Origin of the sequence: Frankia sp. AiPs1 (assembly GCF_023716945.1) — a bacterium.
GTDB lineage: Bacteria > Actinomycetota > Actinomycetes > Frankiales > Frankiaceae > Frankia.
The window spans coordinates 1-24506 of sequence record NZ_JAMQQF010000043.1 but is presented as its reverse complement, the minus strand read 5'-3'; the positions used below and the strand labels follow the sequence as shown (position 1 = coordinate 24506).

Here is a 24506-nt window from a genome sequence, read left to right as displayed (position 1 = left end):
GGATCGCGGCCCGCGGCCGGCGGCCGGCTGCCACCCGTCTGGCGCTCGGACCCGCCGTCGTCGGCGTAGCCGCCCTGGCCCGGACCATGCCCGCGGTAGGCAAGCGGGTCCTGCGCCGGGTGGGAGTCGTACCCCTGCGCCCGCGGCCGCTCGCCCGCGTCAGCCCTCGGCGCCGGCCCCTGCGCCTGGCCCTGGCCCTGGCCCTGGCCGACGTTCGGCTCCTCGAGGTACGCATGGTCCACGTAGGCGGGCCCGACCGGCGGCGGGGTCGGGCCCGTCAGCGGGTCACCCCCCAGACCGCTGTAACCGCCGGCAGCGCCATAGCCCGCCGAAGCGCCATACTCCCCTGGAGCGCCATAGCCCGCCGAAGCGCCGTACCCCTCCGGAACGCCATAGCCCGCCGAAGCGCCATAGCCCGCCGAAGCGCCGTACCCCTCCCGAACGCCATAGCCTGCCGAGGCGCTGTAGCTCGCCGAAGCGTCGTAACCCCCCGCAGCGTCGTAGCCGCCGGGATCCTCGTCCCTGCCGGCGCTGCCGTACCTGCGCTGACCGCCGTACCCGCCAACGCTGCCCTGGCTGCCGTAGCCAGCCGAATCAGGGTGTCCAGCAGGACCGGAGTGGCCCGCGGACGCGGCGCGGGCGGCCGGGGCGGTACGCGGTGGCCAGGTCCGGTCGGCCGGCGTGGTCGCGTAACCGGCGCGGGGACGCGCGTACCCCTCATCGATCCACACGTCAGCATCGTCGTCGGTGTCCGGCTCCGCGATGCCCGGCGATCCCCCCGCACGCGGATCCGTGCTCAGGTGGCCGCCCAGGCCTCGGCCGTGGAAACCGGGCGGTTGCTGCTCACCCCAGCCTCGCCCGGCACGATCCTGGCCAGCGTCGTGCCACCGCGGGTCGGACTGTGGGCCGCTCGCATCGGCGCTCTCGCCGTCCCAGCCGTCGCCGTAGGCGGCCGAGATGTGGGCAGCCGGGCGGTAGGCACGGTCGTCATCGGCATGGGTGGGACGCCCGTCGCTGCGATCCTGAGGCCGACGGCCGACACCGGGCTCGGTGCCCGCGGCCCGCCCGACCCGCTGTGGGTATCGCCGGTCGTCCGCGATCGGTTCGCCGCGGCCCTGGCGATCGCTGCCGTGTCCCGCCTCGACGTACCCGGAGCCCGCGGGCGGGGCGGCGGCGAGACCGGGGTCCGCGTGCCGGGCATCGCCGCGCCTGTTCGCAGCGGCGCGGTGGCCGGCGGCGACTCGGCCGGCGGCGACTCGGCCGGCGTTGCCCGGGAGTTCCAGCCGGGCGGTGTCCTCGCCGCGGTCGGTGTCCTCGGACCGCCAGTCCTCCTCGAACCGGCCAGCCCCCTCGAACCGGCCGGCCCCCTCGAACCGGTCAGCCCGCTCGCGCCGGTCAGCCCGCTCGCGCCGGTCAGCCCGCTCGAACCGTCCGGTCTCCTCGAGCCGTCCGGTTCCCTCGGGCCGTCCGGCCGGCTCGGGCGCGAGGCGGGCGGCGGGACTTTCCGTCGTCGCCGGTCCACGGGGGGTGTCCGCCCACTTGGGGCGGGCCCGCTGCGCGGGCTTCTCGACGAACCGGTTCGAGAAGTAGGCGATGAACGTGCTGGCGGCGGCGGCGCACACCACCGAGGGCCACAGCCCGATCCGGGGCACGAGCTGACCGTTGGCCGCCGAGATGACCGGGTAATGCCACAGGTAGATACTGAAGGTGATCTTGCCGAGGAAGGCCATCCGCGGGCTGCCGAGCAGGCGCACCCAGGCGGTGTCCCGGCGCAGGTCGGCGCTGAGGATGACGATCGCGCCGAGCAGGGCGCTCGGGATGTAGGCCGCATGATCGAGCCAGTTGGCGTCGTGGGTGTCCTTGTTCGGCCCGAGGAAGGCGAAGAAGATCAGCCCGATCCCCGCGAGGAGGCCGAGGTCGGCGATGCGCCGGCCCACCGTCCAGCGCTCGACGGCAGCCGAGGTGACCGGCGTGACCCTGCTCCCCGGCTGCGGGGAGTGCCGGCGGCGGCGCCCACCCGTGGCAGGTTCGGCGACCGGCTCCCCCCCGGCCAGGGCCTCCTCGGCCAGGGCCCGCAGTCGGGCGTCTCGCCAGACGGCGAGCAGGCAGCCGATGAGCAGCGGGGCGACGTGGGTGTCGAGGGCCAGGTACACCCGCGAGTGCGGCGCACCGCCGCTGGCGACGGTGTACGTCCAGACCGCGCACACCACGATCATCGTGAGCAAGATCTTGATCAGGTGCGGCCGTAGCCGCGCAGACCGGGTGACGAGCAGGAACAGCCCCGGCCACAGCAGGTAGAACTGCTCTTCCAGCGACAGCGACCAGACGTGGGCCAGCCAGCGACCGCCCGCCGCCGGATGCACGACCTTGTACCAGTTGTTGACGTTGAAGAACGCGGACAGCGCGCTGCCGATGTAGTCGTCCCGGAAGGGGACGTCGTTCCATTTGAACGCCACCGTGACGGCGAGCCCGACAAGCAGGTAGACCCACATCGCGGGCATGAGGCGGTAGGCGCGCCGGACCAGGAAGCGGCCCAGGGAGATCGTCCCGGTCCGGCTGCGCTCGGCGAGCAGCAGTGCGGTGATGAGAAATCCGCTGAGGACGAAGAAGACGTCGACCGCCACGTTGCTGGCGTGGATCGCGCCCATGTGGCCGGCGAGGATGATGTAGATGCAGACGACCCGTAGCCCGTCGAGGGCCGGGTTGTAGGCGAACTTCGCGGCGGCGTCCGCGGACGAGGCGCCGGCCTGCCGGGCTGGTGCCGACGATCGCGGCGGCGGTTGGGCGCCGCGCCGCGGACCGGTACCGTCAGGCGCCCCGCCGCGCTCGTGCCCGGCCCTCTCGTGCCCGGCCCGCGCCTCCCGCGCACGCGGGTTCGAAGCGCGTGGATCCCCCGTTTGAGGGTTCCCCCTGTGTTGATCCCCTGAATACCGAGCCCCCGTGCGCAGATCCGCCGCACGCGATTCCCCGGAGCGCCGATCCGCCGTCTGCAGATCGCCTGCGCGGAGGTCTCCCGTGCGCCGATCCCCTGGGCTCCGGTCCTCTGGCCACCGATCCCCGGAGCGGGATTCCCCAGAGCGCGGATCCCCGGAGCGCGGATCCATCGGCCCGGTCTGCGCCTGCCAGGGGGTCATCGGGCCGGTAGCCGCCGCCCAGGAGTCCGCCGCTCCAGCCCGTTCCGGACCACGCCGCATGATGACCGTCGCCTCCTCTAGCGGAACGCCGGCGGTCGGCGTTCGGCTCAGGGGTGACCTGTGGCGCCGGGACGGGCCGGACACGGCGCTGCGGTCCGTGCACCGATCAGCCCATCCGGGCCAGATCCACACGCGGTACCCGTAACACTGCGCTTCGCCAACAAAGTACGACACCACCCCCGCGAACGCCGCAAGACTAACGGACCGGTAAATCTGGAGCGAGTGGGGTACTCAGTCTTGAAACCGACATGACGACCACCTGCACCCACAGTACCCGATTCATTACAAACAGGACGACGAGGGCGGCGGGGTGTCACCGACCGGTTCGGGAATGCGCACCGGGTCACCCACGGGCCGCCACGGGCAGCTCAGGCCTCCGGCATCCGCGCAATCACCAGCAGGGTACGAAAGGGCTCGACCACGACACCGTCGGGAAAGGCCCGAAGCATGGTCCGACGCTCGGCGTCAAGAAAGTCGTCGAGGCGATCACCGATTGCCGCGACGTACGACTTGGAGCGCAGCCACGTGAGGTAGTCGTCCATTCCGATGCGCCGACGCCAGCGCCCGGTCAGGGTGACGACCTCACTGAAGTGACCGGTCCAGCGCAACTCGTCGGCGAACGGGCGGGAGCGGTATTCGCGCCGGTAGCCGGGGCTCATCCGTTCCAGCCGTTCCTGCTGGCGCTGCCACCAGCGGAACTCCGCCGCGTCGACGTCGTTCCACCAGACGGCGAGCGCGCCGCCCGGGCGCAGCACCCGCGCGGCCTGCGCCGCCGCGACCGGCACGTCCACCCAGTGCCAGGCCTGCGCATAGCAGACCAGGTCGGCAACCCCCGCCCGCAGCGGCAGGGCCTCCCCGTCGCCCCGGACGGCGGGCACGCCGGGGCTGCGGTCGAGGAGCCGGGCGAGCATGCTCGGACCGGGCTCCACCGCGACGACGCGCGCGCCGCGGGCGAGCAGCAGCCGGGTGGCGATGCCGGTGCCGGCGCCCACGTCGATGACATCCGTCCCCGCCAGCGGGCGGCCCAGAACTCTTTCGATGTCGCCGAAGACGTGCTCGGGATAGCTCGGCCGGGCGGCGGCGTAGGCATCCGCCAGCGGGTCGAACAACGAGCCGGTCGGGGTCCGTCCTCGGGACATGCCACCATGGTGGCGACTAACCGCCGACGTGTCAGCCGTAGGTGTGGTGAAGTCCCGCGGCGGACGGCGCGGCAAAGTGCAGCCGGGTGAACGCGAGCGCCTCGGCCAGGTCGGCCTCCCGCTGGGCGCGGGACTCGGCGCGGCGCGTGTTGATCTCGACGACGATCGTCCCGTCGAAGCTGCCGACGGCCAGCAGCTCGAGCAGCTCGGCGCAGGGCTGCGTGCCGCGGCCGGGAACGAGGTGCTCGTCCTTGGCCGATCCGAGCCCGTCGGCCATGTGCACGTGGACAAGCCGCTCGCCGAGGACGCCGGCCAGCGCGATCGGGTCCGAGCGCGACACGCTCGTGTGCGACAGGTCGAGGGTGACGTGGGCGTAGTCGTCCTCGACCGGCGACCAGTCCGGCGCGTACGCGGACACCTCCCGGCCGCGGGCGCGCAGCGGGAACATGTTCTCCACCGCGAACCGCACCGCGGTCTCCCCGGCCATCCGCTCGATGCCCGTCACGAACTCCCGGGCGTAGTCCCGCTGCCAGCGAAACGGCGGGTGGACGACGACCGTCGGGGCGCCGAGCGTCTCGGCGACGGTGCGCGCCCGCACCAGCTTCGCCCACGGGTCGGTGCCCCAGACCCGCTGGGTGAGCAGCAGGCACGGCGCATGGATCGCCAGGATCGGGATGCCGTGGTAATCGACCAGCCGGCGTAGCGCCTCCGAGTCCTGGCTGACCGGATCCGTCCAGACCATGATCTCGACCCCGTCGTAGCCCAGCCGCGCGGCCATCTCGAAGGCGGACGCCGTGGACTCCGGATAGGTCGAGGCGGTGGACAGCGCAACCCGCGCGCTGGGCGGCGTGGGGACCCGAGCGGGGGCGCCGCGAGGCAGGACGACTGCGGACCGAGGAGGCCGGGCGACCGCGGGCGCGGCCGGCGCGGGGACGGCCCGCTCCGGGGGCACCTGGGCGGCGGCCATCAAGACCGGCGACACCGGCCACGCAACTTCACGCGACGCCTGCAAACCATCTCCCTGCCGTACGGACCGAGAACCGGTCTGCTCGACCGTTCCCCTCGTCCAGGCTAGGCCATCTTCACGGACCCGCTCGCTCCCATGCCCGACCGTCGAGGGTGCGTACCCCCACATGGCACGTGACAACGGCAACATCCCGTTATCGTGACGCTACCGCGCCCCTCCCGCAACAGGACATCTAACCCCATACCCCCGCGTCCACCGGCCCCGCGGCGATGCCCTTTCCGCCCATCCGATCAGGCCGAGGTGAGCCAGTCGAGGCGACGCAGGATGACGCCTTCCCGCAGCGCCCAGGGACAGATCTCCACCTCGTCGATGCTGAACAGGTCGAGCGCCTCGGCGGCGACCACGGCGCCGGCGACGAGCTGCCCCGCCCGCGACGCGGAGACGCCCGGCAGCCCGACCCGTTCCTCGACCGGCATCCGGCACAGCTTCGCCAGGACCTCCGTGAGGTCGTCGCGGCGCAGCACCCGGCGGGTGTACGGCCCGCGGCTGTAGGGCTCGGCGCCGGCGATGCGCGCCAGCGAACGGAACGTCTTCGACGTGGCCACCGCCCGGGTGTGCTCGCCGAGGTGGTAGATCGTGCCGACGACCGGCGCGATCTGGGCCCGCACGTAGCGCCGCAACTCGGCGAGCTCGGCCCGCTTGGGCGGGTCGTTGTCGGCCAGCCAGTCCCGGCTGAGTCGGCTCGCGCCCAGCGGCAGCGACGCGACCACCTCCGGATCCTCGTGCATGCCGGCGCCGATCTCCAGGGAGCCGCCGCCGATGTCCAGAGCCAGCAGCCGCCCGGCGCTCCAGCCGAACCAGCGCCGCACGGCGAGGAAGGTGAGCCTGGCCTCCTCCTCCCCCGGCAGGACCCCGATCGCGATCCCGGTCGCCCCCTTGACCCGGTCCAGCACCTGCTCGCCGTTGGTCGCGTCGCGTAGCGCCGAGGTCGCGAAGGCGGCCAGGTCGTGCACCCCGAGGGCGTCCGCCTGCTGGCGCATGTCCAGCACGCAGGCGGTCAGATCCCGCTCGCCGGCAGGCCCGAGCGATCCGTCGGGGTCAAGCAGCTCGACCAGCCGCAGCGGCGCTCGCACGCTGGCCGCCGGCTGCGGTTGCCCGCCCCGATGGGCGTCGACGACGAGCAGGTGGACGGTGTTCGAGCCGATGTCGATCACACCGAGCCGCATCGGACCGGGATGGGATCCCGCCGGCGGTGGGCTCACATCGACCGCGGGCCGCGCGAGCACGGATGCAGCTGGGCCGCCGACCACCGCCACGGCAGTACCGACCGGCCCTACCGGCCCTACCGGCCCGACCTCGGCGGCGTCCCGGGCCTCGACGGCCTGCCGGCCTCGGGCCGCCTCGCGGTCAGCTCCGGCGCCACCAGTTTCGGCGCCACCAGCTTCGGCGCGACCGTCGCCCGCGGAGTCCTGGCTCTGCGCGGCGTGCTCGGCGCGAGAGGTCGTACGGCTGGCCCCGAGGGGGAACCACCCTGTCGGACGCACGCCACCGAGCACCTGTTCACCGCCCCCTCCGCCGCGACCTACCTGATCACGGCTCGAACTTGTAACCCAGGCCCCGCACGGTCACCAGGTGCCGCGGATTCCCGGGTTCGCGCTCAATCTTCGTCCGCAGTCTCTTGACGTGTACGTCCAGGGTCTTCGTGTCACCCACGTAGTCGGAGCCCCACACCCGGTCGATCAACTGACCCCGCGTGAGTACCCGCCCGGCGTTGCGTAGGAACATCTCCAGGAGTTCGAACTCCTTGAGCGGGAGGGTGACCGTGCTGCCGTCGACCGTGACGACGTGTCGTTCGACGTCCATCCGGACCGGTCCGGCCTCCAGCGTGGCCTCCGCGACCTCCTCCGTCTCCGATCGGCGGCGCAGCACGGCCCGAATCCGGGCGACGAGCTCGCGGGCCGAGAACGGCTTGGTGACGTAGTCATCCGCGCCGAGCTCCAGGCCGAGCACCTTGTCGATCTCGCTGTCCCGCGCGGTCAACATGATGATCGGCACGCTGGACCGGGTCCGCAGCGTGCGGCACACCTCGGTGCCGGACAGGCCGGGCAGCATGAGGTCGAGCAGGACGAGATCGGCGCCGCGCCGGTCGAACTCGGCCAGCGCGCTGGGGCCGTCGGCGACGACCCCCACCTCGAAGCCCTCCCGTTCCAGCATGAAGGACAACGCATCGGAGAAGGACTCCTCGTCCTCGACCACGAGCAGCCGGGTCACCTGTTCGCTCCACCTGTCACATCGGACGGACCGGCCGACCCGGACCGCTGCCTGTTGCCGCCGGGGCGGCGCACCGCCCCGGCAGCCTTGCTTCCGTCACCGCCACCGCGGCCGGCACCACCAGCACCGGTCGCCCGGCCCGCGTCACCGGCACCGGCACCGGCACCGGCACCGGCGATGATGTCGGGATGGTCACCCGGCGCGCCCTCCTCGTCGGGGGGCTCGGATCCGATCGTCTCCGCAGCGCGGCGGTCCTCGAAGGTGAACGGCGGCGTCGGACCGGTGAAGAGCGGCAGCCGCAAGGTGAACGTGGACCCCGCACCCTCCGCGCTCCACACGGTCACCGACCCACCGTGATTGGTGGCGATGTGCTTGACGATCGCGAGGCCGAGCCCCGTTCCGCCCGTCGCCCGGGAGCGGGCCGGGTCCGCCCGGTAGAACCGCTCGAAGACCCGCTCCAGGTCCTTCTCCGCGATCCCCATGCCCTCGTCGGCGACCGAGATCTCCACGATCGATCCGCTGCGGCGCACGCCGAGCACCACCCGGGTGCCGCGTGGCGAGTAGCTGATCGCGTTGTCCAGGAGGTTCGCCACCGCGGTGACGAGCTGGTTCTCGTCGCCGACCACATGCAGCTCCCCGTCGCCGATCACGGCGATGGAGATCGCCTGCGCCTGGGCGACGAGCCGGGTGCGGTCGACCGCCTCGGCGAGCAGCGCCGCCGTCGGCAGCGGCTGCAGGTCGGGCAGCGGCTCCGCGCCCTGCAGCCGGGACAGGTCGATGATCTCCTGTACCAGCCGGGCGAGCCGGGCCGACTCGTGCGTCATCCGAGAGGCGAACCGGCGCACGGCCACCGGGTCCTCGCTGGCCGCGGCGACCGCCTCGGCGAGGACGTGCAGCGCGCCCACCGGTGTCTTGAGCTCGTGGCTGACGTTGGCGACGAAGTCCCGTCGCACCGCCTCGACCCGACGCGACTCCGTGATGTCATCCAGAATGACGGCGACATGACCGGACGAGTCCAGCATGCGAGCCCGAACGCGGACGGCCACGCCCTCCTGGTCGGGCCGGGGTCGGGTCAGCGGCGGCTCGGGCACCGGTGGCAGGTCGATCTGGCGCTCCCGGGCAGTGCCCGTCCCGCGGGTCGCCTGCACCAGCTCGGCCAGCTCCGCCACCGCGAGCTCGTCGGAGTCGACCACGCCCATCCGCCGCGCGACCGTGTTGACCAGGACAACCCGGTCGTCGGCCGCCAAAACGATCAGGCCGGTCGGCAGGCCGGAGATGACCCTGCGGACCAGCTTCGCGGGCAGCATCGTCCCGCCGTCCGCGACCCCGTCGGGGCCGGTTGGCGGGATGCTACTGCCGGGTACCACCGTCATCGTCCATCCATCGTGTCGGGCCGCCCGGTGGGCGCGGGCAGCTCGGGGTGGTGTGCACGGGTTGTCACGGCATCCGCCGACCTGTCACCCACTCGCCGCATGCTAGGTGCCTGCATGCCGCCTGGACATCGCTCCGCAAGCCTCCACTGCCGATGGTCGCCAGTTGTTCATCGGACCTATCGTCGATGTTCACCGGACCGCGAGAGGTGCGCATCATCGTCGAGGTTCGGCGTGACACGGCGCCGTCATCGCGATCGCGGCGATTCGTCCCGATAGTTCGACTGGTTCGATTAGTTCGGTCCAAGCTCCACCCCACAGCCATCCCTCGGCCCACTAGCGAACAGGAGGAGCCGTCCGTGCGGGACGCCTTCACCGATGAACTCGAAAGCATCAACCAGTCTCTGATCGAGATGACCAACCTGGTCGCCTCGGCCATGGCTCGAGCGACGACCGCCCTGCTCGACGCCGACCTCCAGCTCGCCGAGAACGTCATCAGCGGGGACGAGACGGTCGACCTGCTGCGCAACGAGATCGAGGAACGCGCGTTCGACGTCATGGCGCGCCAGGCGCCGGTCGCCACCGACCTGCGGATGATGGTCACCACCCTGCGGATCGTCGCCGACCTGGAGCGGATGGGCGACCTGGCGCTGCACGTGGCGAAGGTGGCGCGCCGCCGGTACCCCGGCCGGGCAGTCCCGCCGGAGCTGCGCGCGACCCTGCTGGAGATGGGCCAGGTCGCCCAGCGCATCGTCGCGAAGGCCGGCTCGGTGATCGCCAGCCGGGACACCGAGCTCGCCAAGCAGCTCGAGGCCGACGACGACATGATGGACGGGCTGCACCGCGCCCTGTTCCGGGTGCTGATCGAGAAGCCCTGGCCGCATGGCATGGAGGCGGCGATCGACATCACCCTCTGCGGCCGCTACTACGAGCGGTACGCCGACCACGCGGTCTCCGTGGCCCGACGGGTGATCTACCTGGTCACCGGGGAGATTGCCGCGTCCTGACCGGCGCTCCCGGTCCGGCGACTCCCCCGGGACCACCCTCCCGGGACGACGCGCCAGGCCCGCGCGGGTGCCGCGGGCCTGGAGGCTTGAGCGTCGTTACTTCTTTCCCTGGGCGGCGACGGCGGCCGCGGCACTCGCGGCCGCATCCGGGTCCAGGTACCCCGAACTCACCACGCCCAGGTTTTCGTCGAGCTCGTAGCGCAGCGGGATGCCGGTCGGAATGTTGAGCCCGGCGATGTCGGTGTCGCTGATGTGGTCAAGGTGCTTGACCAGCGCCCGCAGCGAGTTGCCGTGCGCGGCGACCAGGACCGTGCGGCCGGCCCGCAGGTCGGGCACGATCGCGTCGTACCAGTAGGGCAGCATGCGGGCGACGACGTCGGCGAGGCACTCGGTGCGCGGGATGAGGTCGGGGGCGAGGTCGTCGTAGCGCTCGTCCACCCCGCTGACCTGCTCCGGGCCGATCTCCGGCGGCGGCGTGTCGTACGAGCGGCGCCAGAGCTGGAACTGCGCCTCGCCGAACTTCTCCAGCGTCTCGGCCTTGTTCAGACCCTGCAGGCCGCCGTAGTGCCGTTCGTTCAGCCGCCAGTTGCGGCGGACCGGTACCCAGCTCCGCCCAGCGGCGTCCAGCGCCAGCCAGGCGGTGCGGATCGCCCTGGTCAGCAGGGACGTGTGCACGACGTCCGGCAGGACACCGGCCTCGGCCAGCAGCTCACCGCCGCGGGTGGCCTCCTTCAGGCCCTTCTCGGACAGGTCGACGTCCACCCAGCCGGTGAACAGGTTCTCGCGGTTCCAGTTGCTCTCACCGTGGCGGAGCAGGACGAGGGTCGTCATACCCGAGATCCTGCCTGTTCGCCCGGGCCCTCGGCCAGCATTGCCGGTTCCCACCGCCGCCGGGGCGGATCGCCGCCGGTCGCGGCCGGCATCGCCCGACGCCGACGCCCACCGAACGGGCGGGCGGGCCGCCGCCGGAGCGCCCCGGATCATCCTGGGTCGGAACATGAACGACCCCCGGGCGCTCCGCCGCCGCTGTGAGCGGTGGCGGTCCGTCGGGACTTGTCGACGGCGCCCGGGGGTCGGGTGATCTGCCTGGTACTCGCCGGTGCCGGTGCCCGTGGGGCCACCCGGCTAGAGGTGAGGACCACGAGACCGGCTAGCTGACAGACACCTCACGAGTCCTATGAGCATACAAAGTGTGGACCACCTCCCTTCTCGTGTACCGCAGACGCTACGCGGACCGGTGGCCACCTCGCAACGCCTTTTCCGCCCGCGTCGATGGGACGCTTGCAACACTCAGGTCGGGAACACCGCAAGCCACCGCCTGCCGCCGGACACGCGCTGCGGCGCCGCCGGCTGGGACACCGGTGATACCGGTGATACCGGCCCGTCGGAATACCCTGGTCAGGCCGCACGTCGAGCGACCGCGTCGGCCCGGCCGGGCGGTGGACGGCGGCCTGGGGCCCCGGCCGGCGACCTAGACTCGACGGTATGAGCGCTGGGTCCACCCCGAGCACCACAGCCATCCAATCCCCGCTGCTCGACCTGCCCGGCGCGGTGCCGGCTGCCGGCGACGACGCGGCCGTCGCCGCCCACTACGGCGATCCACTGCGCGAGCAGCGCGCGCTGCGGGACGGCGCCGTCCTCGTCGACCGGTCGCACCGCGAGGTCATCCGCATCGGTGGCCCGGACCGGCTGTCCTGGCTGCACAGCATCACCTCCCAGCACCTGTCCGGGTTGGGCGCGATGCGCGGCAGCGAGGCGTTGGTGCTGTCCCCGCAGGGCCACGTCGAACACCATCTCGTTCTCGCTGACGACGGCACGGCCACCTGGGTGGACGTGGAACCCGGCACGGCCGCCGGGCTGCTGCGCTACCTGGAGTCGATGCGCTTCCTGCTCCGGGTGGAGCCGACGGACGTCGGCGCACACACGGCGGTGCTGAGCGTGGTCGGGCCGGCCGCGGCGGCCACTGTCGCCGCGGCCCTCGGCGGTACTGATCTGGACCTGCCCGAGCCGCTCGCCCTGGAACCCGCCGGCGCGCCGGTCACCGGCCCCTATCCGGTGGCCCGAGCCGCGGACAGCACGCTGGTGCGCCGGATGGCGTACGGGGTCGATCTGCTCGTCGACCGGGTGGCGCTCGCGGCGACGGCGCAACGGCTGTTCGCGGCCGGCGCGGTGCCCGCCGGGCTGGCCGCCTTCGACGCCATGCGGATCGCCGCCCGCCGACCGCGACTGGGCCGGGAGACCGACCATCGCACGATCCCGCACGAGGTGGGCTGGCTCGCCGACGCCGTGCACCTGGACAAGGGGTGCTACCGCGGCCAGGAGACGGTGGCCCGGGTGCACAATCTGGGCCGCCCGCCGCGCCGGCTCGTCCTGCTCCACCTCGACGGCGCGGTGGCCGCCCCCGGCTCGGCGGTGACGGCCGAAGGGCGTGACGTCGGTTTCGTCGGCACCTCCGAGATGCATGAGGAGCTCGGCCCGATCGCCCTGGCCATCGTGAAGCGCTCGGTGCCGGCGGGCACCGCCCTCGTCGTCACCGACTCCGACGGCGCCCCCGTCGCCGCCGCGATCGACCCGGACGACGACGACAACGCGGTGGCCGCACCGAAGCGCCCGGCAGGCCGGCTGCTGCGCTCCTCCTGACGGACGACGGACCCGTCCTGAGGTCCGTCCGCGCGGAGGTCCGCTCAGACGGTGCGGGAGAGGACCTGGTCGAGTTCGCGCGCCTCCGGGTCGGCGCTGTGGCGGCGCAGCCGGCGCCGCAGCTCGTCGGCCCGGCGGGCGTTGCGCTTGGAGCGCGTCGCCTCCAACATCGGCATCGCCTCCCGGGTCAGCCCGCAGCCCTGCTCGACGTTGCCCAGGTCGATCTGGACGGCGGCCCGGCGCAGCAGGTAGGTCGCCCGGTCCCGGGCCCGCGCGGTCGGCAGGATCGCCAGAGATCGCTCCAGCCACCGGTCGGCCTGCGCAAGGTGACCGAGATCGATGTAGCAGCTGCCGATCTGGGCCTGGTACTCGCCCTCGTCGAAGTAGTCGGCCCAGGCCGGGTCCTCGGGCCGGGCGGCGTCCATCGCCTCCTCCGAACGGGCCAGTGCCTCCGCGCACGCGCTGGCCTCGCCGAGTGCGGCGTGGGCACGGGCGCGACGCATGTGCAGCATCGCGCCGACCCGACCGCTGGCCCCCCCGATGCTGGTCACGGCGGCATCGGCGAGATCCACCGCCTCCCGCGGGCGGGCGAAGTCGACGCACTGCAGTGACATGTTCTTCAGCACGTTCGCGCCGAGCATCCGATCACCGCCGGCGTGCGCGGAGTGCAGCGCGGTGATCCAGTAGCGCTGGGCGGCGGTCTGGAAGCCGGCGTCGAAGGAGACCCAGCCGGCGAACCGGGCGAGCTCGGCCGCGACCACGTGCAGATGGCGGCCGACCTGCTCGGTGTAGGACCCGCGGACCAACAGGTCCGCCACCACCCCGAGCTCCGCGTCGACGAGGCGCCGGACGCTCTCACCGCCGAGGCGCTCGTCCATCACCCGTAGGCCGGGGATGTTGTGTTCGATCCGGTTCACGATCTGATCGTCGACCCGTCCACCGTTCAGCGCGGCGGACAGCCGGCTGGGCTCCAGGTCGAGCCACTGCGTCGCGAGCTCCGCGACGCCGACCCCGGTGATCGTCAGGAAACCGCGTCGGTCGGAGAGAGCGTCCTCGACGACATCCATGATCGACGTGATGCCGCCGGCCGGCGTCCACGGATATTCGGTGCGCACGGCGTCACCGGTCGGCAGCCAGGCCGGCCACGGATGCGACTCCAGCCGGTCGTTCGGGACGCCGAGCTCGGCGGCGAGGGCGAGCTGGGAGACCCGGTCCGGGACGACGCCGCGGTGCTCCCAGCGCCAGACCTTCTGACGCTCGGCAGCCATGTTCGCCACCCCGAGGTCACGGGCACGACGGGCCACCACGCGGGCCAGTCGCTGATAGGACCAACCACGCTGCGCGCGGACGAATGCGAGCGGATGAGTGCAGGCGTGCGCGTTATCCGTCAGCATCGACGATCTCCTCGAGTCGGAACTCCTGGGTCAATTCTGTGAGCGCCCACTGACGCTATGTCGCGACATCTTGGTGTCCATAGTGATGACCCCGGTGCGATGCGTGCACAGAGGTCACGGCCGGACCACTGGCGGCCTTGATTGCACGGATGTCGCCGCAACTGCCCGGGGGGCATCCGGGCGGAATGTCCAGGCCTGCAGCGGCGCGAGCCGTCGGCCGCGACCTCGGACGTCAACCCACCGGAATGCACTCGGAACCCGCCAGGTAGCGCATCCCGGTCAAGTGCGCCTTTCTCCATGATTACCACCCGCACCATCCAAGGATGTGACTCGGCTGGACACCGTTCGCGCGACGCGACGTTTGACAGACAGCAAATCACAGCTCGCCACCCACCGTCACCCATTCTCCGAACCGCCGGCGCATTTCCCCGGAATCCGAATTACTCGCCAACTAATTAGCCGACGACGACAATGCGGAACCGATCTGCCTGTTGCTTGCCTTGAGACGCCGGCAGCCGCCCAGGATCCACGCCACCGGCCACCGCGCCCCTCGCAGTGGGCGGCCGACCTTGCCGGCAGATCGTCCATGTCGGCGTGCCGGCGCCCGCCTCGGTCCCGGCCGACTACATCACCGGCAGAAGCACGGCGGCGAACAGGGATCGCGCCGAAGGTAGTGGCGGTTTCAGGCCCGAAAGCCAGACGTACCTCTCGGCACGACGGCAGCCCTGCCGAGGTGGTCGTGACCCTCGGTAGACGTCGAGGGCTTCGCCCGGCGGCGCGAGGTCGGGCGGCCGCAGTCCGAATCGGCAGCGCCGAGGACGGCGGCCCTCAGGTGCAGCGGCACGGAAGACAGCGGCGCTCAGGAACAGCGGCGCTCAGGAACAGCGGCGGCGAACCAATTCCCATGGTCTCCGACGGGATTGCACGTTCGGGTGCAGCCGTCACGGATGGCCGAGGCGGTCGCCGTCGGGCGTGAAGTACGTGAGCGCCGACGTCGGAGCCCGGAGCAGCACGGGGACTCCGGGGGCCAGGACGAGGGCGGCGTCCACCCGGACGGCGAGCACGCCGGCGCCCGTGCGGACGTGGACGGTCCGCTCCGCCCCGAGCCGCTCGGAGACGACGACCTCGCCCGACAGCCGCAGCTCGGCCGAACCGCCCGTCCCGCCGAGGCGGCCGGGCTGACCGGGGACGCCGACACCCGCGGTGCCGACGTCCGCGGTGCCGACGTCCGCGGTGCCGACGTGCAGGGTGAGATGCTCGGGCCGGACTCCGAAGGCCGTCGCGCCCGCGGGCGCCGGCACAGCGAAACCGTCGGCGTGTAGGCGGCCGTCGTGCCACTGGCCGTCCCAGACGTTCATCGGCGGGCTGCCGACGAAGGAGGCGACGAAGCGGGTGGCGGGCCGGTCGTAGATCTCGTCCGGGGTGCCGATCTGCTGCAGGCGGCCCTCACCGAGGACGGCGACGCGATCCCCCACGGCCATCGCCTCGGCCTGGTCATGGGTGACGAACAGCGCGGTGGTGCCCAGGCTGCGCAGCAGGCCGACGATCTCGACCCGCAGTTCGACCCGGAGCTGGGCGTCGAGGCCGGACATGGGCTCGTCGAGGAGAATGACGCGCGCCCGGGTGGCCAGCGCCCGGCCGATCGCGACCCGCTGCCGCTGACCGCCGGACATCTGCGTGGGGCGGCGGTCAGCGAGGTCGGCGATGCCGAGCATGGCGAGCGTCTCCTGGGCCCTCGCCACGGCGGCCGGCTTCGACAGGCCGCGGCCGTACCGCAGGGCGAGTGTCAGGTTGTCCAGCGCGGACTTGTGCGGGTAGAGCGCGAAGTGCTGGAACACCATGGAGACGTCCCGGCGGTGCGGCGGGAGGCCGAGCTGACTGGTCCCGTCGAAGCGCAGGTCGCCGGTGGTCGGCTCGTCCAGCCCGGCGCAGATCCGCAGCAGCGTCGACTTGCCCGAGCCCGACGGTCCGAGCAGCGCGACGATCTCCCCGGGTGCGACCGTGAGCGAGACCTCGTGCAACGCGCGCACCGAGCCGAACGAGCGGCTGATCCGGTCGACCTCGATCGGCACGCCGGTGACCATCCCGAGCGGGGGAACGGGCCGGGCGGGCGCCGGGGCGCTCAACGGGTCAGCTCCACGGCCTCGGTCTGCGCCGCGGCCAACGTCTTCGCCGGGTCCTCGCCCTTGACGATGCGGACCACCTGGTCGGACAGCGCGGTCGGCAGCTCACCGCCGCGGGCCCCGCCCCACGCCGGCGCCTTGACCAGCGAACCGGTGAGCGCGAGGAACGGCTTGAGCTGCGGGTAGGTGTCGTAGAACGGGCCGAGCTGGCTGGCGGCCTGGGTGTCCACCGGGATGTAGCTGAGCGCCTCGGTGCTCGCGACGACGACGTCCGGGGACAGCAGGGAGACGACCAGCTCGGTCGCCATCTCCCGCTGGCACCGGTCGGTGGCCAGGACGGTCAGCGCGTTCCCGCCGGCGATCGGGTGCTGGGTGCCCCCGGGCAGGGTCGGGAACGGGATGGCGCCGGCCCGGAAACCGTTCGCCCCCTGTCCGGCGATGAACTTCAGCCCGCCGGCGAGCGAGGCGACCGACACGACGGTCATCGCGGTCTGCTTGCGGATGCCGAAGCGCAGCAGCCCCTGCTGGGTCGGGTCGGCGGACTGCGGGCCGTAGGTGCCGACCTTCGCCAGGAACGCCGCGGCCTCGCCCGCCGCCGGGGTGGTCAGCGCCGGGCGGCCGGCCGCGTCCTGGATCGGGGTGCCCTTGGAGCTGGCCAGCGTGTTGAGGATCCACTGCCCGAACTGCTGGCCCGTCGGCAGGTCGATCGGCTGGACGTTCTGCCCGGACGCCTTGATCTTGTCCGCGGCGGCGAGCACCCCGGTGGTGGTGGTGAGGGTGGCGGGGTCGACGCCGGCCTTGGTCAGGACGTCGAGGTTGTAGACCAGGGCGAGCGAGGAGACCTGCTGCGGGATCCCGATCTGCTTCCCGCCGACGGTGCCGAGGCCGAGCAGACGCTGGTCGTAGGAGGCGCGCAGCAGACGCGGGGAGAGCTCCTGAGCGCCGAGCTCGCGGGCGAAGACCGGCAGCAGGTCGAAGCCGGCGACCGCGACGTCGACGGAGCGGCCCGCCGACCGGTCGGCGCTGATCTGCTGGACGAGCGCGGTGTAGTCGGGAGCGGTCGTGTTCAGGTCCACGGTGAGGCCGGGATGGGCCTTCTCCATGTACGCCTTACCCGACTTCGCCACGTCGTTGAGGGTGCCGACCGTGGCCATCCGCAGGGTCTTCACCTTGGCGGCGCATTCCGGGGACGCCGTCGCGCCGGCCACGTTGTCGACGCCGGCGGCAGCGGAACGCGCGGTCGGACGCAGGCTCTCGCCCGGGTTCGCCGGGCCGGAGTCACCGCCTCCGCCGCACGCCGTCAACGTGAGCATGGTGACCGCCACGGTCAGGGGCAGCAAGCGGCGGATGCGGATCACGCGATGTTCCTCTCAGGCACCGGCGCCCGTGCCGGTGATCCCGGCGGCGAGACGGCGTTGGGCGACGACGAAGACGGCCAGCGAAGGCAGGCTGATGATCAGTGCTGCGGCGGTGAGTTCGGCGAAATCGGGAATGATCGCCGAGGAATCCGACAGCAGCCGGGCGAGGGCGAGCGGCGGGGTGGCGATGCCGGGCGACCGAGCGACCAGCAGCGGCCACAGGTATTCGTTGTAGGAAAGCAGAAAGCTGAACACGGATACCGAGGCGATCGCCGGAGCCGCGAGCGGCACGATGATCGAGCGTAGCGTCCGCCAGGTGCTCAACCCGTCCATCCGCGCGGCGTCGAGGACCGAGGCGGGGATGGTGCTCATGTACTGGCGGAGCATGAAGATCATGCCAGCGTGGGTCATGAATGGCAGGACCAGGCCGACGCGGGTGTCGGCGAAGCCCAGCGCGGAGATCGTCACGTAGTTCGGCACCGCGGTGACCTGAGCGGGCACCAGCAGTGTGGCCAGTACGACGGCGAACAGCGCGGTGCGCCCGCGGAAGCGCAGGCAGGCGAAGGCGTAGGCGGCGGGGACGGCCGTGGCGAGCTGGAGGGCGAGGATGGCGAGGCTGACCCCGACCCCGGTGAGCAGCGCGGATCCGAGGTCGCCGGCGTGCCAGGCCTGGTCGAACGAGTGGAACTGCACCCGCGACGGGATGGGGTTGGAGTCCAACGCGAGGGCGCTTTGCGCAGGGCCGATCGCGGTCCGCAGCATCCAGGCGAACGGCAGGACCGCGACCACTATTCCGACGGTGAGCAGGGCGAGACGCGCGAGGGTCGCGGTGCCCGGCGGCCGACGACGCGGGCGCACCGCGCGTACCGCCGTCGGCGCGGGAGCGGCCGAGCCTGGGCGACCTGCCGGCGCGGGTGGGCCGGCCGGGCCCGCTGGGTCGGTCTGGTCGGTCTGGTCGGTCTGGTCGGTCTGGTCGGTCTGGTCGGTCTGGTCGGTCTGGTCGGCTCGGCCGACTGGGTCGGCTGGGTCGGGCGGTCCGACCGGGGCGTCGCTGCTGGTCCCGGCGCTCACGCGACGGCCTCTCGCGCCCGCCGGAAACGCCGCCCGAGCAGCGCTCCGCCGGCGCCAAGCGCCACGATGACGACGAGCAGCAACAGGGCGATCATCGAGGCATATCCGATACGGAACGATCCGGTGAAACCGACCTCGTAAATGTAGTAAATGATGGTGGTACTCGAATTCAGGGGGCCGCCCTTCGTAAGGACGGCGACCGTCTCGAAGGTCTGCAGCGTCAGGATCGTCACAAAGACGCCCAGGAAGACCGTGGTAGGCGCCAGCAGCGGCAGGGTGATGTGGCGCAGCCGGGCGAACCCGCGGATGCCGTCGACGTCGGCCGCCTCATAGACCGAACGCGGGATCGCGGTCAGGCCGGCCAGGTAGACGACGAACACGAAGCTGGTCAGCCGCCAGCCGCCGACAAGGGCGACCACCGGCAGGGCGGTCGAGGTGTCGCCGAGCCAGTCGACCGGCGCCACCCCGAACAGACCGACCACCGTGTTCGCGAACCCGTCGGGACTGCTGTCGAACATGTATGCGAATACCACCGCCATCGCGACGATGTTCGCGCTGACCGGCAGGAACAACGCGAAGCGCACCAGGGCGCGACCGTGGGCCACCCGCTCCGCGGCCAGCGCCAGCGCCAGCCCGCCCGCGACCGCGGGGATGACGGTGATGAGGCAGTACACGAGCGTGTTGCGCACGGCCCCGCCGAGGTCGTCGTCGGAAAAGGCCGTGCGTGCGTTCGCCGTGCCCACCCAACCGAAATGCGGACCGGTCAGCGTCTTGTCGGTCCCCGCGATGAAGGCCGAGACCAGGGCCGGCCCGATGACGAACAGGCCGAGGCCGACGAAGGCGGGCGCCAACAACGCGCCAACGCGCCAACGCACCCGGCCGCCGCCCACCCCACTCATCCACCCACACCAATCATCGACCCACACCAATCATCGACCGCAGCCAGCTCATGCACCGCGGGCCAGTCATCGACCGCGGGCCAGTCGTCTACCCACGCCAGGCATCCACCCGCCGCGCATCATCCACTCACCCCACTCATCACGATTACGCATCTTGGCCCCACCCATGGCGGGATGCCTAGCCCGGGGTCGAGCCGCCGAATGAACAACCGGTGCCTTCCTGTGACCCCCCGGGCGGCCCACCGCCGGCCGACGGCGTGGACGGCCGGGCCGGCGTTCGGGTGGACCGGCGTTCGGGTGGACCGACGCAACCAGCGGACATCAGCGGCCCGCGGACCGGATCCCGGCGCGCCGCAGCGGTGCGGGCACCGATTCATGGTGTCCGGATACGTGGCGGCCGTCCCCTCCACGGCCGACGCCTGCAAGAATGACAGGAAACGTCTGTCGATCTTCGGGAACACGATGAGTGACCGCAGCGAATCCGGCCAAGCGTCCACCTGGGGGCGCGTCGCCGACGACGGCACCGTCTTCGTTCGTACGGCGAGCGGTGAGCGCGCCGTCGGATCGTGGCGGGCCGGGAGCCCCAGCGAGGGCCTAGCCCACTTCGAACGCCGCTACGCCGATCTGAGTGCCGAGGTCGTGCTGTTGGAACGGCGGCTGACCCTCAGCGGGGTCGATCCGAGCGGGATCGCCGGCAGCGCCCGCCGGCTGCTCGACTCCCTCGACTCCGCCGCCGCTGTCGGTGATCTCGACGCCCTGCGTGCCCGGCTCGAGACCGTCCTCGCGGGCACCGAGGAACGGCGCACCGTGCTCGCCGCCGAGCGGGCCGAACGGACCGCCCGGATCGCCGCGGCCAAGGAGGAGTTGGTCACCGAAGCCGAAAGGCTCGGCCGCAGCTCGGAGTGGAAGACCGCCGGAGAGCGATTCCGGACCCTCGCCGAGGAGTTCCGGGCCGTCGGGTCCCTGGACAAGCGCACGGACTCGGCGCTGTGGCGGCGCATCACCGGCGCCCGCGAGGAGTTCACCCGTCGGCGCACCGCGCACTTCGCCGCCCTGGACACCCAGCGGGCCCGCTCCAGGGAGCGGAAGGAGGCGATCATCGCCGAGGCGGAGGCGCTGGTCGACTCCGCCGACTGGGCCGGCACGACTGCCCGCTATCGGACCCTGCTCGCCGACTGGAAGGCGGCCGGGCGGGCGGCCAAGGACGTCGACGACGCGCTGTGGAACCGGTTCCGCGAGGTGCAGGACGTCTTCTTCAACCGGCGCAACGCCGCGACCGCCGAGCGGGACGCGGAGTTGCGGGACAACCAGGTCCAGAAGGAGAAGCTGCTGGCCGAGGCGACCGCCCTCGACCCGGCCGACACCGAGCGCTCGCTGCGGCGCCTGCGTGAGCTACAGGACCGGTGGGACGAGATCGGCCGGGTTCCCCGCGAATCGGCCGGCACGCTCGAACGCCAGATGGCGGCGATCGGCGACAAGCTGCGCGACGCCGCGGATGCCAGATGGGAGCAGCGTTCGATCGCCGCCTCGCCCTTCGTGACCAGGCTGCGAGAGTCCGTCGCCAAGCTGGAGGCCAAACTCGCCCGCGCCCAGGCCGCCGGGAACGCCAAGGAGATCGCCGAGACCGAGGCGGCGCTGGCCACCCAGCGCGCGTGGCTGGCCCAGGCCGAGAACTGACCGCTTCCGGACCAGCTCAGGCTTGAGGAGTCACAGGAGTCACAGGAGTCACGGCGGTCACGGGCGAACGGTTGCCGCCCGCCCGCCGGTGGCCCGGGCCTGCGGATATCCGGCGCCCCTCGGGCGAAGCACCCCAAAGTGCTAACTCGCGCGCTTGCCAGAGTTAGCACTCGGACGTATCGTCGATCGCGTTGACGTTGCGTTGTGCCGGGCTCCCCGTTCCGGTGGCCGAGCGCCGATCACCCCGTCGGCGGCGTCCTCGGCGCGGGATGCCCGCAGCGGTCGGGTGCCGCCCGACCCGTCTGTCGAAGGAGGCGTGTGACCCGGTGGCGGCCCTGAATGTGCGCGATCTCGGCGACTTCATCCGGGATCAGCGCCGTGCCGCGCAGATCTCCCTTCGTCAACTCGCCAAGCAGGCGGGGGTGAGCAACCCTTACCTCAGCCAGATCGAGCGAGGTCTGCGCCGACCGTCCGCGGAGATTCTCCAGCAGATCGCCAAGGCGCTGCGCATCTCCGCCGAGGTGCTCTACGTCCAGGCTGGAATTCTGGAGGAACGGCACGGCGGCGAAGACGTCATGGCGGCGATCCTCGCGGACGATTCCCTTTCCGAGCGGCAGAAGCAGGTGGTGCTCGACATCTACGAGGCGTTCTGCACGGAGAACGCCGTCGCCAACCGAGCCGGCACGGCGGCCGGCGGCCCGGCCGGGGGCGGCTCCGGCGCCGGCGTGAATGCGAGTGTCGGTGTGGATGACGGCGCTGGCGTGGATCGCGGCGCTGGCGTGGATGCAGGGAGCGGCGGCGAGGCGGGCGATGCGGCCGTTGCCGGTGGCGACGCCATCGGCGCTGCGAGGGCGACCGCGGCGGCGAAGACCCGCCCCGCGGCGAGTACCACCCGGCGGCGGCCCACCAGTCGTCGCACCGCTACCGAGACGGCGCAGGACGCCCCGGTAGCGGCGGTGCCGGCCGACGACGCGGCGGCGCCATCGCCCACCCCGGCAGCGCCGAAGCGTCGTAGCCCCAAACGGGCGACGACGACCACCCGCGGCGGCTCCGAGGGGACCGGGCGGACCAGGTCGGCCGGTGCCACCTCGCCGACCGCGGCCACCACCCGCTCCCGTCGCCGCACCGCCAGCCCACCAGACGCCCCCGGCTCCGCCGCTGGCCCCGGGACCCCTCCCGGTTCCGACGCCGTCACCGGTTCCGACGCGGTCACCGGCCTCGGCACCACCACTGCTCCTGGCACCGCCACTGCTCCTGGCACCGCCACTGACCCTGGCACCACCACTGGTCCCGACGCCCGCACCAGCGGCCCGGCCACCACTACCGGCACCAGCGGCTCGAACGGCGCCAGCGGCTAGAACCGCACCAGCGGCCATGAGCCCCCGGCGGCTCGAACGACGGCACCGGTTCGACCGCCACCCCGCGGCCGGACACGGACACGGACACGGACCCGGTGCGCCGGCGCGACCGACGCCTGACCTGCCCCGGGCATCCGCCCCGCCGCCGGACGGGAGCGCCGCGCCGGCACCGGCCTGCCCGGCCGCACCAGACCGACCGCTGCCAAACCGACCGACACCAGACCGACCGGCACCAGACCGACCGATCCGTTGCCCCGACACCACGTCGACCGCACCGCCCTGACCCGACAGCCGCCACCGGAGCGCATCCGGTGCGACGGCCGAAACCCCAGGAATCACCTACACGACGACAACAGGTCCTCGACCCGAGGGAGACACCATGGCCACCACGCGCACGACATCCCGCACCGCGAGCCGCCCGGCCAGCCGGCCCGCCGCCCGCCCCAGCACTCGCGCCACCGCCCAGACCCACGGCGACGAGGCCGAGGTAAAGGCCGAGATCAGGGTTCCGCTGGCGGAGGTCCGCAAGCCGATCTACGCCTCGGTGGGGGCCGCCGACCTCGCCGTCGCGAAGCTGCTCGCCCTGCCCACGACGACGAGCAGCGAGGTCCGCCGGCTCTCCGACCGGGTCGGGTCGCTGCCCGTGCAGGCCGCCCGGGTCCCCACCCAGGTGGGAACCGCCGTTCGCGCGCTGCCGGCCACCGTGACCTCCCAGATCTCGGACCTGCAGGACCGCGCCACCCAGCTTTACAACACCTTCGCGTCCCGCGGAGAGCGCCGGGTGGCGAGCATCCGGCGCAGCCCCTCGACCGAGCAGGCCGCGCAGCGCACGCGGACCGCGGTCAGCCAGACCCGCGCGGCGCGCACGTCGACCCGCCGGGCGGCGGAGGCAGTCGGCCGCGCGGTCGTCGACGCCGCTCCAGAGAAGTAACGCCGGGCAAACCAGCACGCAGCGGATGAACAATGGACGACCACCAGCGTGCACAGGTCGGCCGCCGCCCGCGGACCTGGTGTCCGCGGGCGGCACTCCGATGTGTTGTATTGAGTACATGCGCTATCGCCCGCTGGGATCGTCCGGACTGCTCGTGTCAGTCGTCGGTCTGGGATGCAACAATTTCGGCTCACGCGTCGACCTGGCCGGCACCCGCGCGGTCGTCGATGCTGCGCTCGACGCCGGGATCACTTTCTTCGACACCGCCGACACCTACGGGAACAAGGGCGGTTCGGAGACTCTGCTCGGGCACGTTCTGCGGGGCCGCCGTGATGACGTCGTCCTGGCCACGAAATTCGGCAGCGACATGGGCGGCATGTACGGCCAGGACTTCAGCGCCCGGGCATCGCGGCGGTACATCCGGAAGGCGGTCGAGGGCTCCCTGAGCCGGCTGCAGACGGACTACATCGACCTCTACCAGCTGCACAAGCTGGATGCCTTCACCCCGATCGAGGAGACGCTCGAGGCGCTCGACGAGGTCCTCAAGGAGGGCAAGGTCCGCTATATCGGCGCCTGCAACCTGGACGCCTGGCAGGTCGCCGACGCCGAGTGGACCGCGCGGGCTTCCGGCGCCACCCGGTTCATCTCCGCCCAGAATCACTACAGCCTGCTCGAGCGCGGCGCCGAGGCGGAACTGGTGCCGGCCACGCTGAAGTACGGCATCGGCGTCATCCCCTACTTCCCGCTCGCGAACGGGCTGCTCACCGGCAAGTACCAGCGCGACGAGGCGCCGGCGCCCGGAACCCGGCTCGCCGGGCGGCAGGACGAGCTCACCGATGAGGTCTTCGACCGCATCGACGTGCTGGAGACCTTCGCCAGGGAGCGGGACCGTTCCCTGCTCGACGTGGCGATCGGCGGACTGGCCGCCCAGCCCGGCGTCGCCTCGGTCATCGCCGGCGCGACGAGCGCGGTCCAGGTGCGGGCGAACGCCGCGGCCGGCCAGTGGCAGCCCCGCTCGGACGACCTCGCGGTGCTCGACAAGATCGCGCCGACTCGCCGCCCAGCCGGTTCCTGAGGCCCTCGACGGCGGCGGGCGCCCACCGCGCC

General features: G+C 72.3%; 18 protein-coding genes. 6 read left to right on the top strand and 12 right to left on the bottom strand.

Features of this window, described 5'->3' with window-relative positions; translation table 11 throughout:
- From ND748_RS07410 to ND748_RS07385, 6 genes are all read right to left on the bottom strand, one after another.
- Positions 1–2648, bottom strand: a 2648-nt coding sequence (locus ND748_RS07410; RefSeq protein ID WP_251744916.1) for an acyltransferase family protein, incomplete at its 3' end; no start/stop codon positions are given.
- 914 nt (positions 2649–3562) lie between these two features.
- The gene (locus ND748_RS07405; RefSeq protein ID WP_251744915.1) at positions 3563–4333 is read right to left on the bottom strand and encodes a class I SAM-dependent methyltransferase; all 771 of its coding nucleotides are present in this window, start codon (positions 4331–4333) and stop codon (positions 3563–3565) included.
- Between the two features lie 31 nt (positions 4334–4364).
- A complete protein-coding gene (locus ND748_RS07400; RefSeq protein ID WP_285901742.1) occupies positions 4365–5300 on the bottom strand; it encodes a sugar phosphate isomerase/epimerase in 936 nt (311 codons plus the stop codon).
- A gap of 290 nt (positions 5301–5590) precedes the next feature.
- On the bottom strand, positions 5591–6856 hold the full coding sequence (locus ND748_RS07395; RefSeq protein WP_251744913.1) for a Ppx/GppA phosphatase family protein: 1266 nt from the start codon (positions 6854–6856) through the stop codon (positions 5591–5593).
- Between the two features lie 34 nt (positions 6857–6890).
- Positions 6891–7571, bottom strand: a complete 681-nt coding sequence (locus ND748_RS07390) for a response regulator transcription factor (protein WP_044885072.1) — start codon at positions 7569–7571, stop codon at positions 6891–6893.
- The gene (locus ND748_RS07385; protein WP_374215867.1) at positions 7568–8944 is read right to left on the bottom strand and encodes a sensor histidine kinase; all 1377 of its coding nucleotides are present in this window, start codon (positions 8942–8944) and stop codon (positions 7568–7570) included. Before ND748_RS07385 ends, ND748_RS07390 begins: the two co-directional genes overlap by 4 nt.
- 356 nt (positions 8945–9300) lie before the next feature.
- On the opposite strand from ND748_RS07385, the gene phoU reads away from it, so the two are divergent.
- Positions 9301–9948 (top strand): phosphate signaling complex protein PhoU, encoded by a 648-nt coding sequence (phoU, locus tag ND748_RS07380; RefSeq protein WP_251744912.1) that lies wholly within the window; start codon positions 9301–9303, stop codon positions 9946–9948.
- Between the two features lie 96 nt (positions 9949–10044).
- On the opposite strand, the gene ND748_RS07375 is transcribed toward phoU, so the two are convergent.
- Positions 10045–10779, bottom strand: a complete 735-nt coding sequence (locus ND748_RS07375; RefSeq protein ID WP_251744911.1) for a phosphoglyceromutase — start codon at positions 10777–10779, stop codon at positions 10045–10047.
- Between the two features lie 654 nt (positions 10780–11433).
- Between ND748_RS07375 and ND748_RS07370 the strand changes: the two genes are divergently transcribed.
- Positions 11434–12588, top strand: coding sequence for a folate-binding protein YgfZ (locus tag ND748_RS07370; protein WP_251744910.1), 1155 nt, complete (start codon positions 11434–11436; stop codon positions 12586–12588).
- Positions 12589–12632: 44 nt separating this feature from the next.
- On the opposite strand, the gene ND748_RS07365 is transcribed toward ND748_RS07370, so the two are convergent.
- From ND748_RS07365 to ND748_RS07345, 5 genes are all read right to left on the bottom strand, one after another.
- Positions 12633–13982 carry a transcriptional regulator gene (locus tag ND748_RS07365; RefSeq protein WP_251744909.1) on the bottom strand — a complete coding sequence of 450 codons (1350 nt, stop codon included), beginning with the start codon at positions 13980–13982 and terminating at the stop codon, positions 12633–12635.
- 941 nt (positions 13983–14923) lie between these two features.
- Complete coding sequence (locus tag ND748_RS07360; RefSeq protein ID WP_251744908.1) at positions 14924–16108, bottom strand: ABC transporter ATP-binding protein; 1185 nt, start codon at positions 16106–16108, stop codon at positions 14924–14926.
- On the bottom strand, positions 16105–17463 hold the full coding sequence (locus ND748_RS07355) for an extracellular solute-binding protein (protein ID WP_251744907.1): 1359 nt from the start codon (positions 17461–17463) through the stop codon (positions 16105–16107). The genes ND748_RS07360 and ND748_RS07355 overlap by 4 nt, the downstream gene beginning before the upstream one ends.
- A gap of 12 nt (positions 17464–17475) precedes the next feature.
- On the bottom strand, positions 17476–18534 hold the full coding sequence (locus tag ND748_RS07350) for a carbohydrate ABC transporter permease (protein ID WP_374215866.1): 1059 nt from the start codon (positions 18532–18534) through the stop codon (positions 17476–17478).
- Positions 18531–19433 carry a carbohydrate ABC transporter permease gene (locus tag ND748_RS07345; RefSeq protein ID WP_251744906.1) on the bottom strand — a complete coding sequence of 301 codons (903 nt, stop codon included), beginning with the start codon at positions 19431–19433 and terminating at the stop codon, positions 18531–18533. Before ND748_RS07345 ends, ND748_RS07350 begins: the two co-directional genes overlap by 4 nt.
- A gap of 462 nt (positions 19434–19895) precedes the next feature.
- On the opposite strand from ND748_RS07345, the gene ND748_RS07340 reads away from it, so the two are divergent.
- The 4 genes from ND748_RS07340 to ND748_RS07325 all read left to right on the top strand — a co-directional run bounded on the left by ND748_RS07340 (position 19896) and on the right by ND748_RS07325 (position 24474).
- Positions 19896–21110: a DUF349 domain-containing protein gene (locus ND748_RS07340; RefSeq protein ID WP_251744905.1), complete on the top strand. Its 1215-nt coding sequence runs from the start codon at positions 19896–19898 to the stop codon at positions 21108–21110.
- A gap of 326 nt (positions 21111–21436) precedes the next feature.
- Complete coding sequence (locus tag ND748_RS33860; protein WP_308205601.1) at positions 21437–22468, top strand: helix-turn-helix transcriptional regulator; 1032 nt, start codon at positions 21437–21439, stop codon at positions 22466–22468.
- A gap of 379 nt (positions 22469–22847) precedes the next feature.
- Positions 22848–23399, top strand: coding sequence for a hypothetical protein (locus tag ND748_RS07330; RefSeq protein WP_251744904.1), 552 nt, complete (start codon positions 22848–22850; stop codon positions 23397–23399).
- Between the two features lie 118 nt (positions 23400–23517).
- Positions 23518–24474 (top strand): aldo/keto reductase, encoded by a 957-nt coding sequence (locus ND748_RS07325; RefSeq protein WP_251744903.1) that lies wholly within the window; start codon positions 23518–23520, stop codon positions 24472–24474.
- Positions 24475–24506 lie beyond the last annotated feature (32 nt).

Excerpts from the sequence above, each read along its gene's own strand:
- ND748_RS07340 (WP_251744905.1), top strand. The coding sequence starts at position 19,896 with ATGAGTGACCGCAGCGAATCCGGCCAAGCGTCCACCTGGGGGCGCGTC.
- ND748_RS07400 (WP_285901742.1), bottom strand. The coding sequence starts at position 5,300 with ATGGCCGCCGCCCAGGTGCCCCCGGAGCGGGCCGTCCCCGCGCCGGCC.
- ND748_RS07405 (WP_251744915.1), bottom strand. The coding sequence starts at position 4,333 with ATGTCCCGAGGACGGACCCCGACCGGCTCGTTGTTCGACCCGCTGGCG.
- ND748_RS07375 (WP_251744911.1), bottom strand. The coding sequence starts at position 10,779 with ATGACGACCCTCGTCCTGCTCCGCCACGGTGAGAGCAACTGGAACCGC.
- ND748_RS07330 (WP_251744904.1), top strand. The coding sequence starts at position 22,848 with ATGGCCACCACGCGCACGACATCCCGCACCGCGAGCCGCCCGGCCAGC.
- ND748_RS07345 (WP_251744906.1), bottom strand. The coding sequence starts at position 19,433 with ATGAGTGGGGTGGGCGGCGGCCGGGTGCGTTGGCGCGTTGGCGCGTTG.
- ND748_RS07325 (WP_251744903.1), top strand. The coding sequence starts at position 23,518 with ATGCGCTATCGCCCGCTGGGATCGTCCGGACTGCTCGTGTCAGTCGTC.
- ND748_RS07370 (WP_251744910.1), top strand. The coding sequence starts at position 11,434 with ATGAGCGCTGGGTCCACCCCGAGCACCACAGCCATCCAATCCCCGCTG.
- ND748_RS07385 (WP_374215867.1), bottom strand. The coding sequence starts at position 8,944 with ATGACGGTGGTACCCGGCAGTAGCATCCCGCCAACCGGCCCCGACGGG.
- ND748_RS07365 (WP_251744909.1), bottom strand. The coding sequence starts at position 13,982 with ATGCTGACGGATAACGCGCACGCCTGCACTCATCCGCTCGCATTCGTC.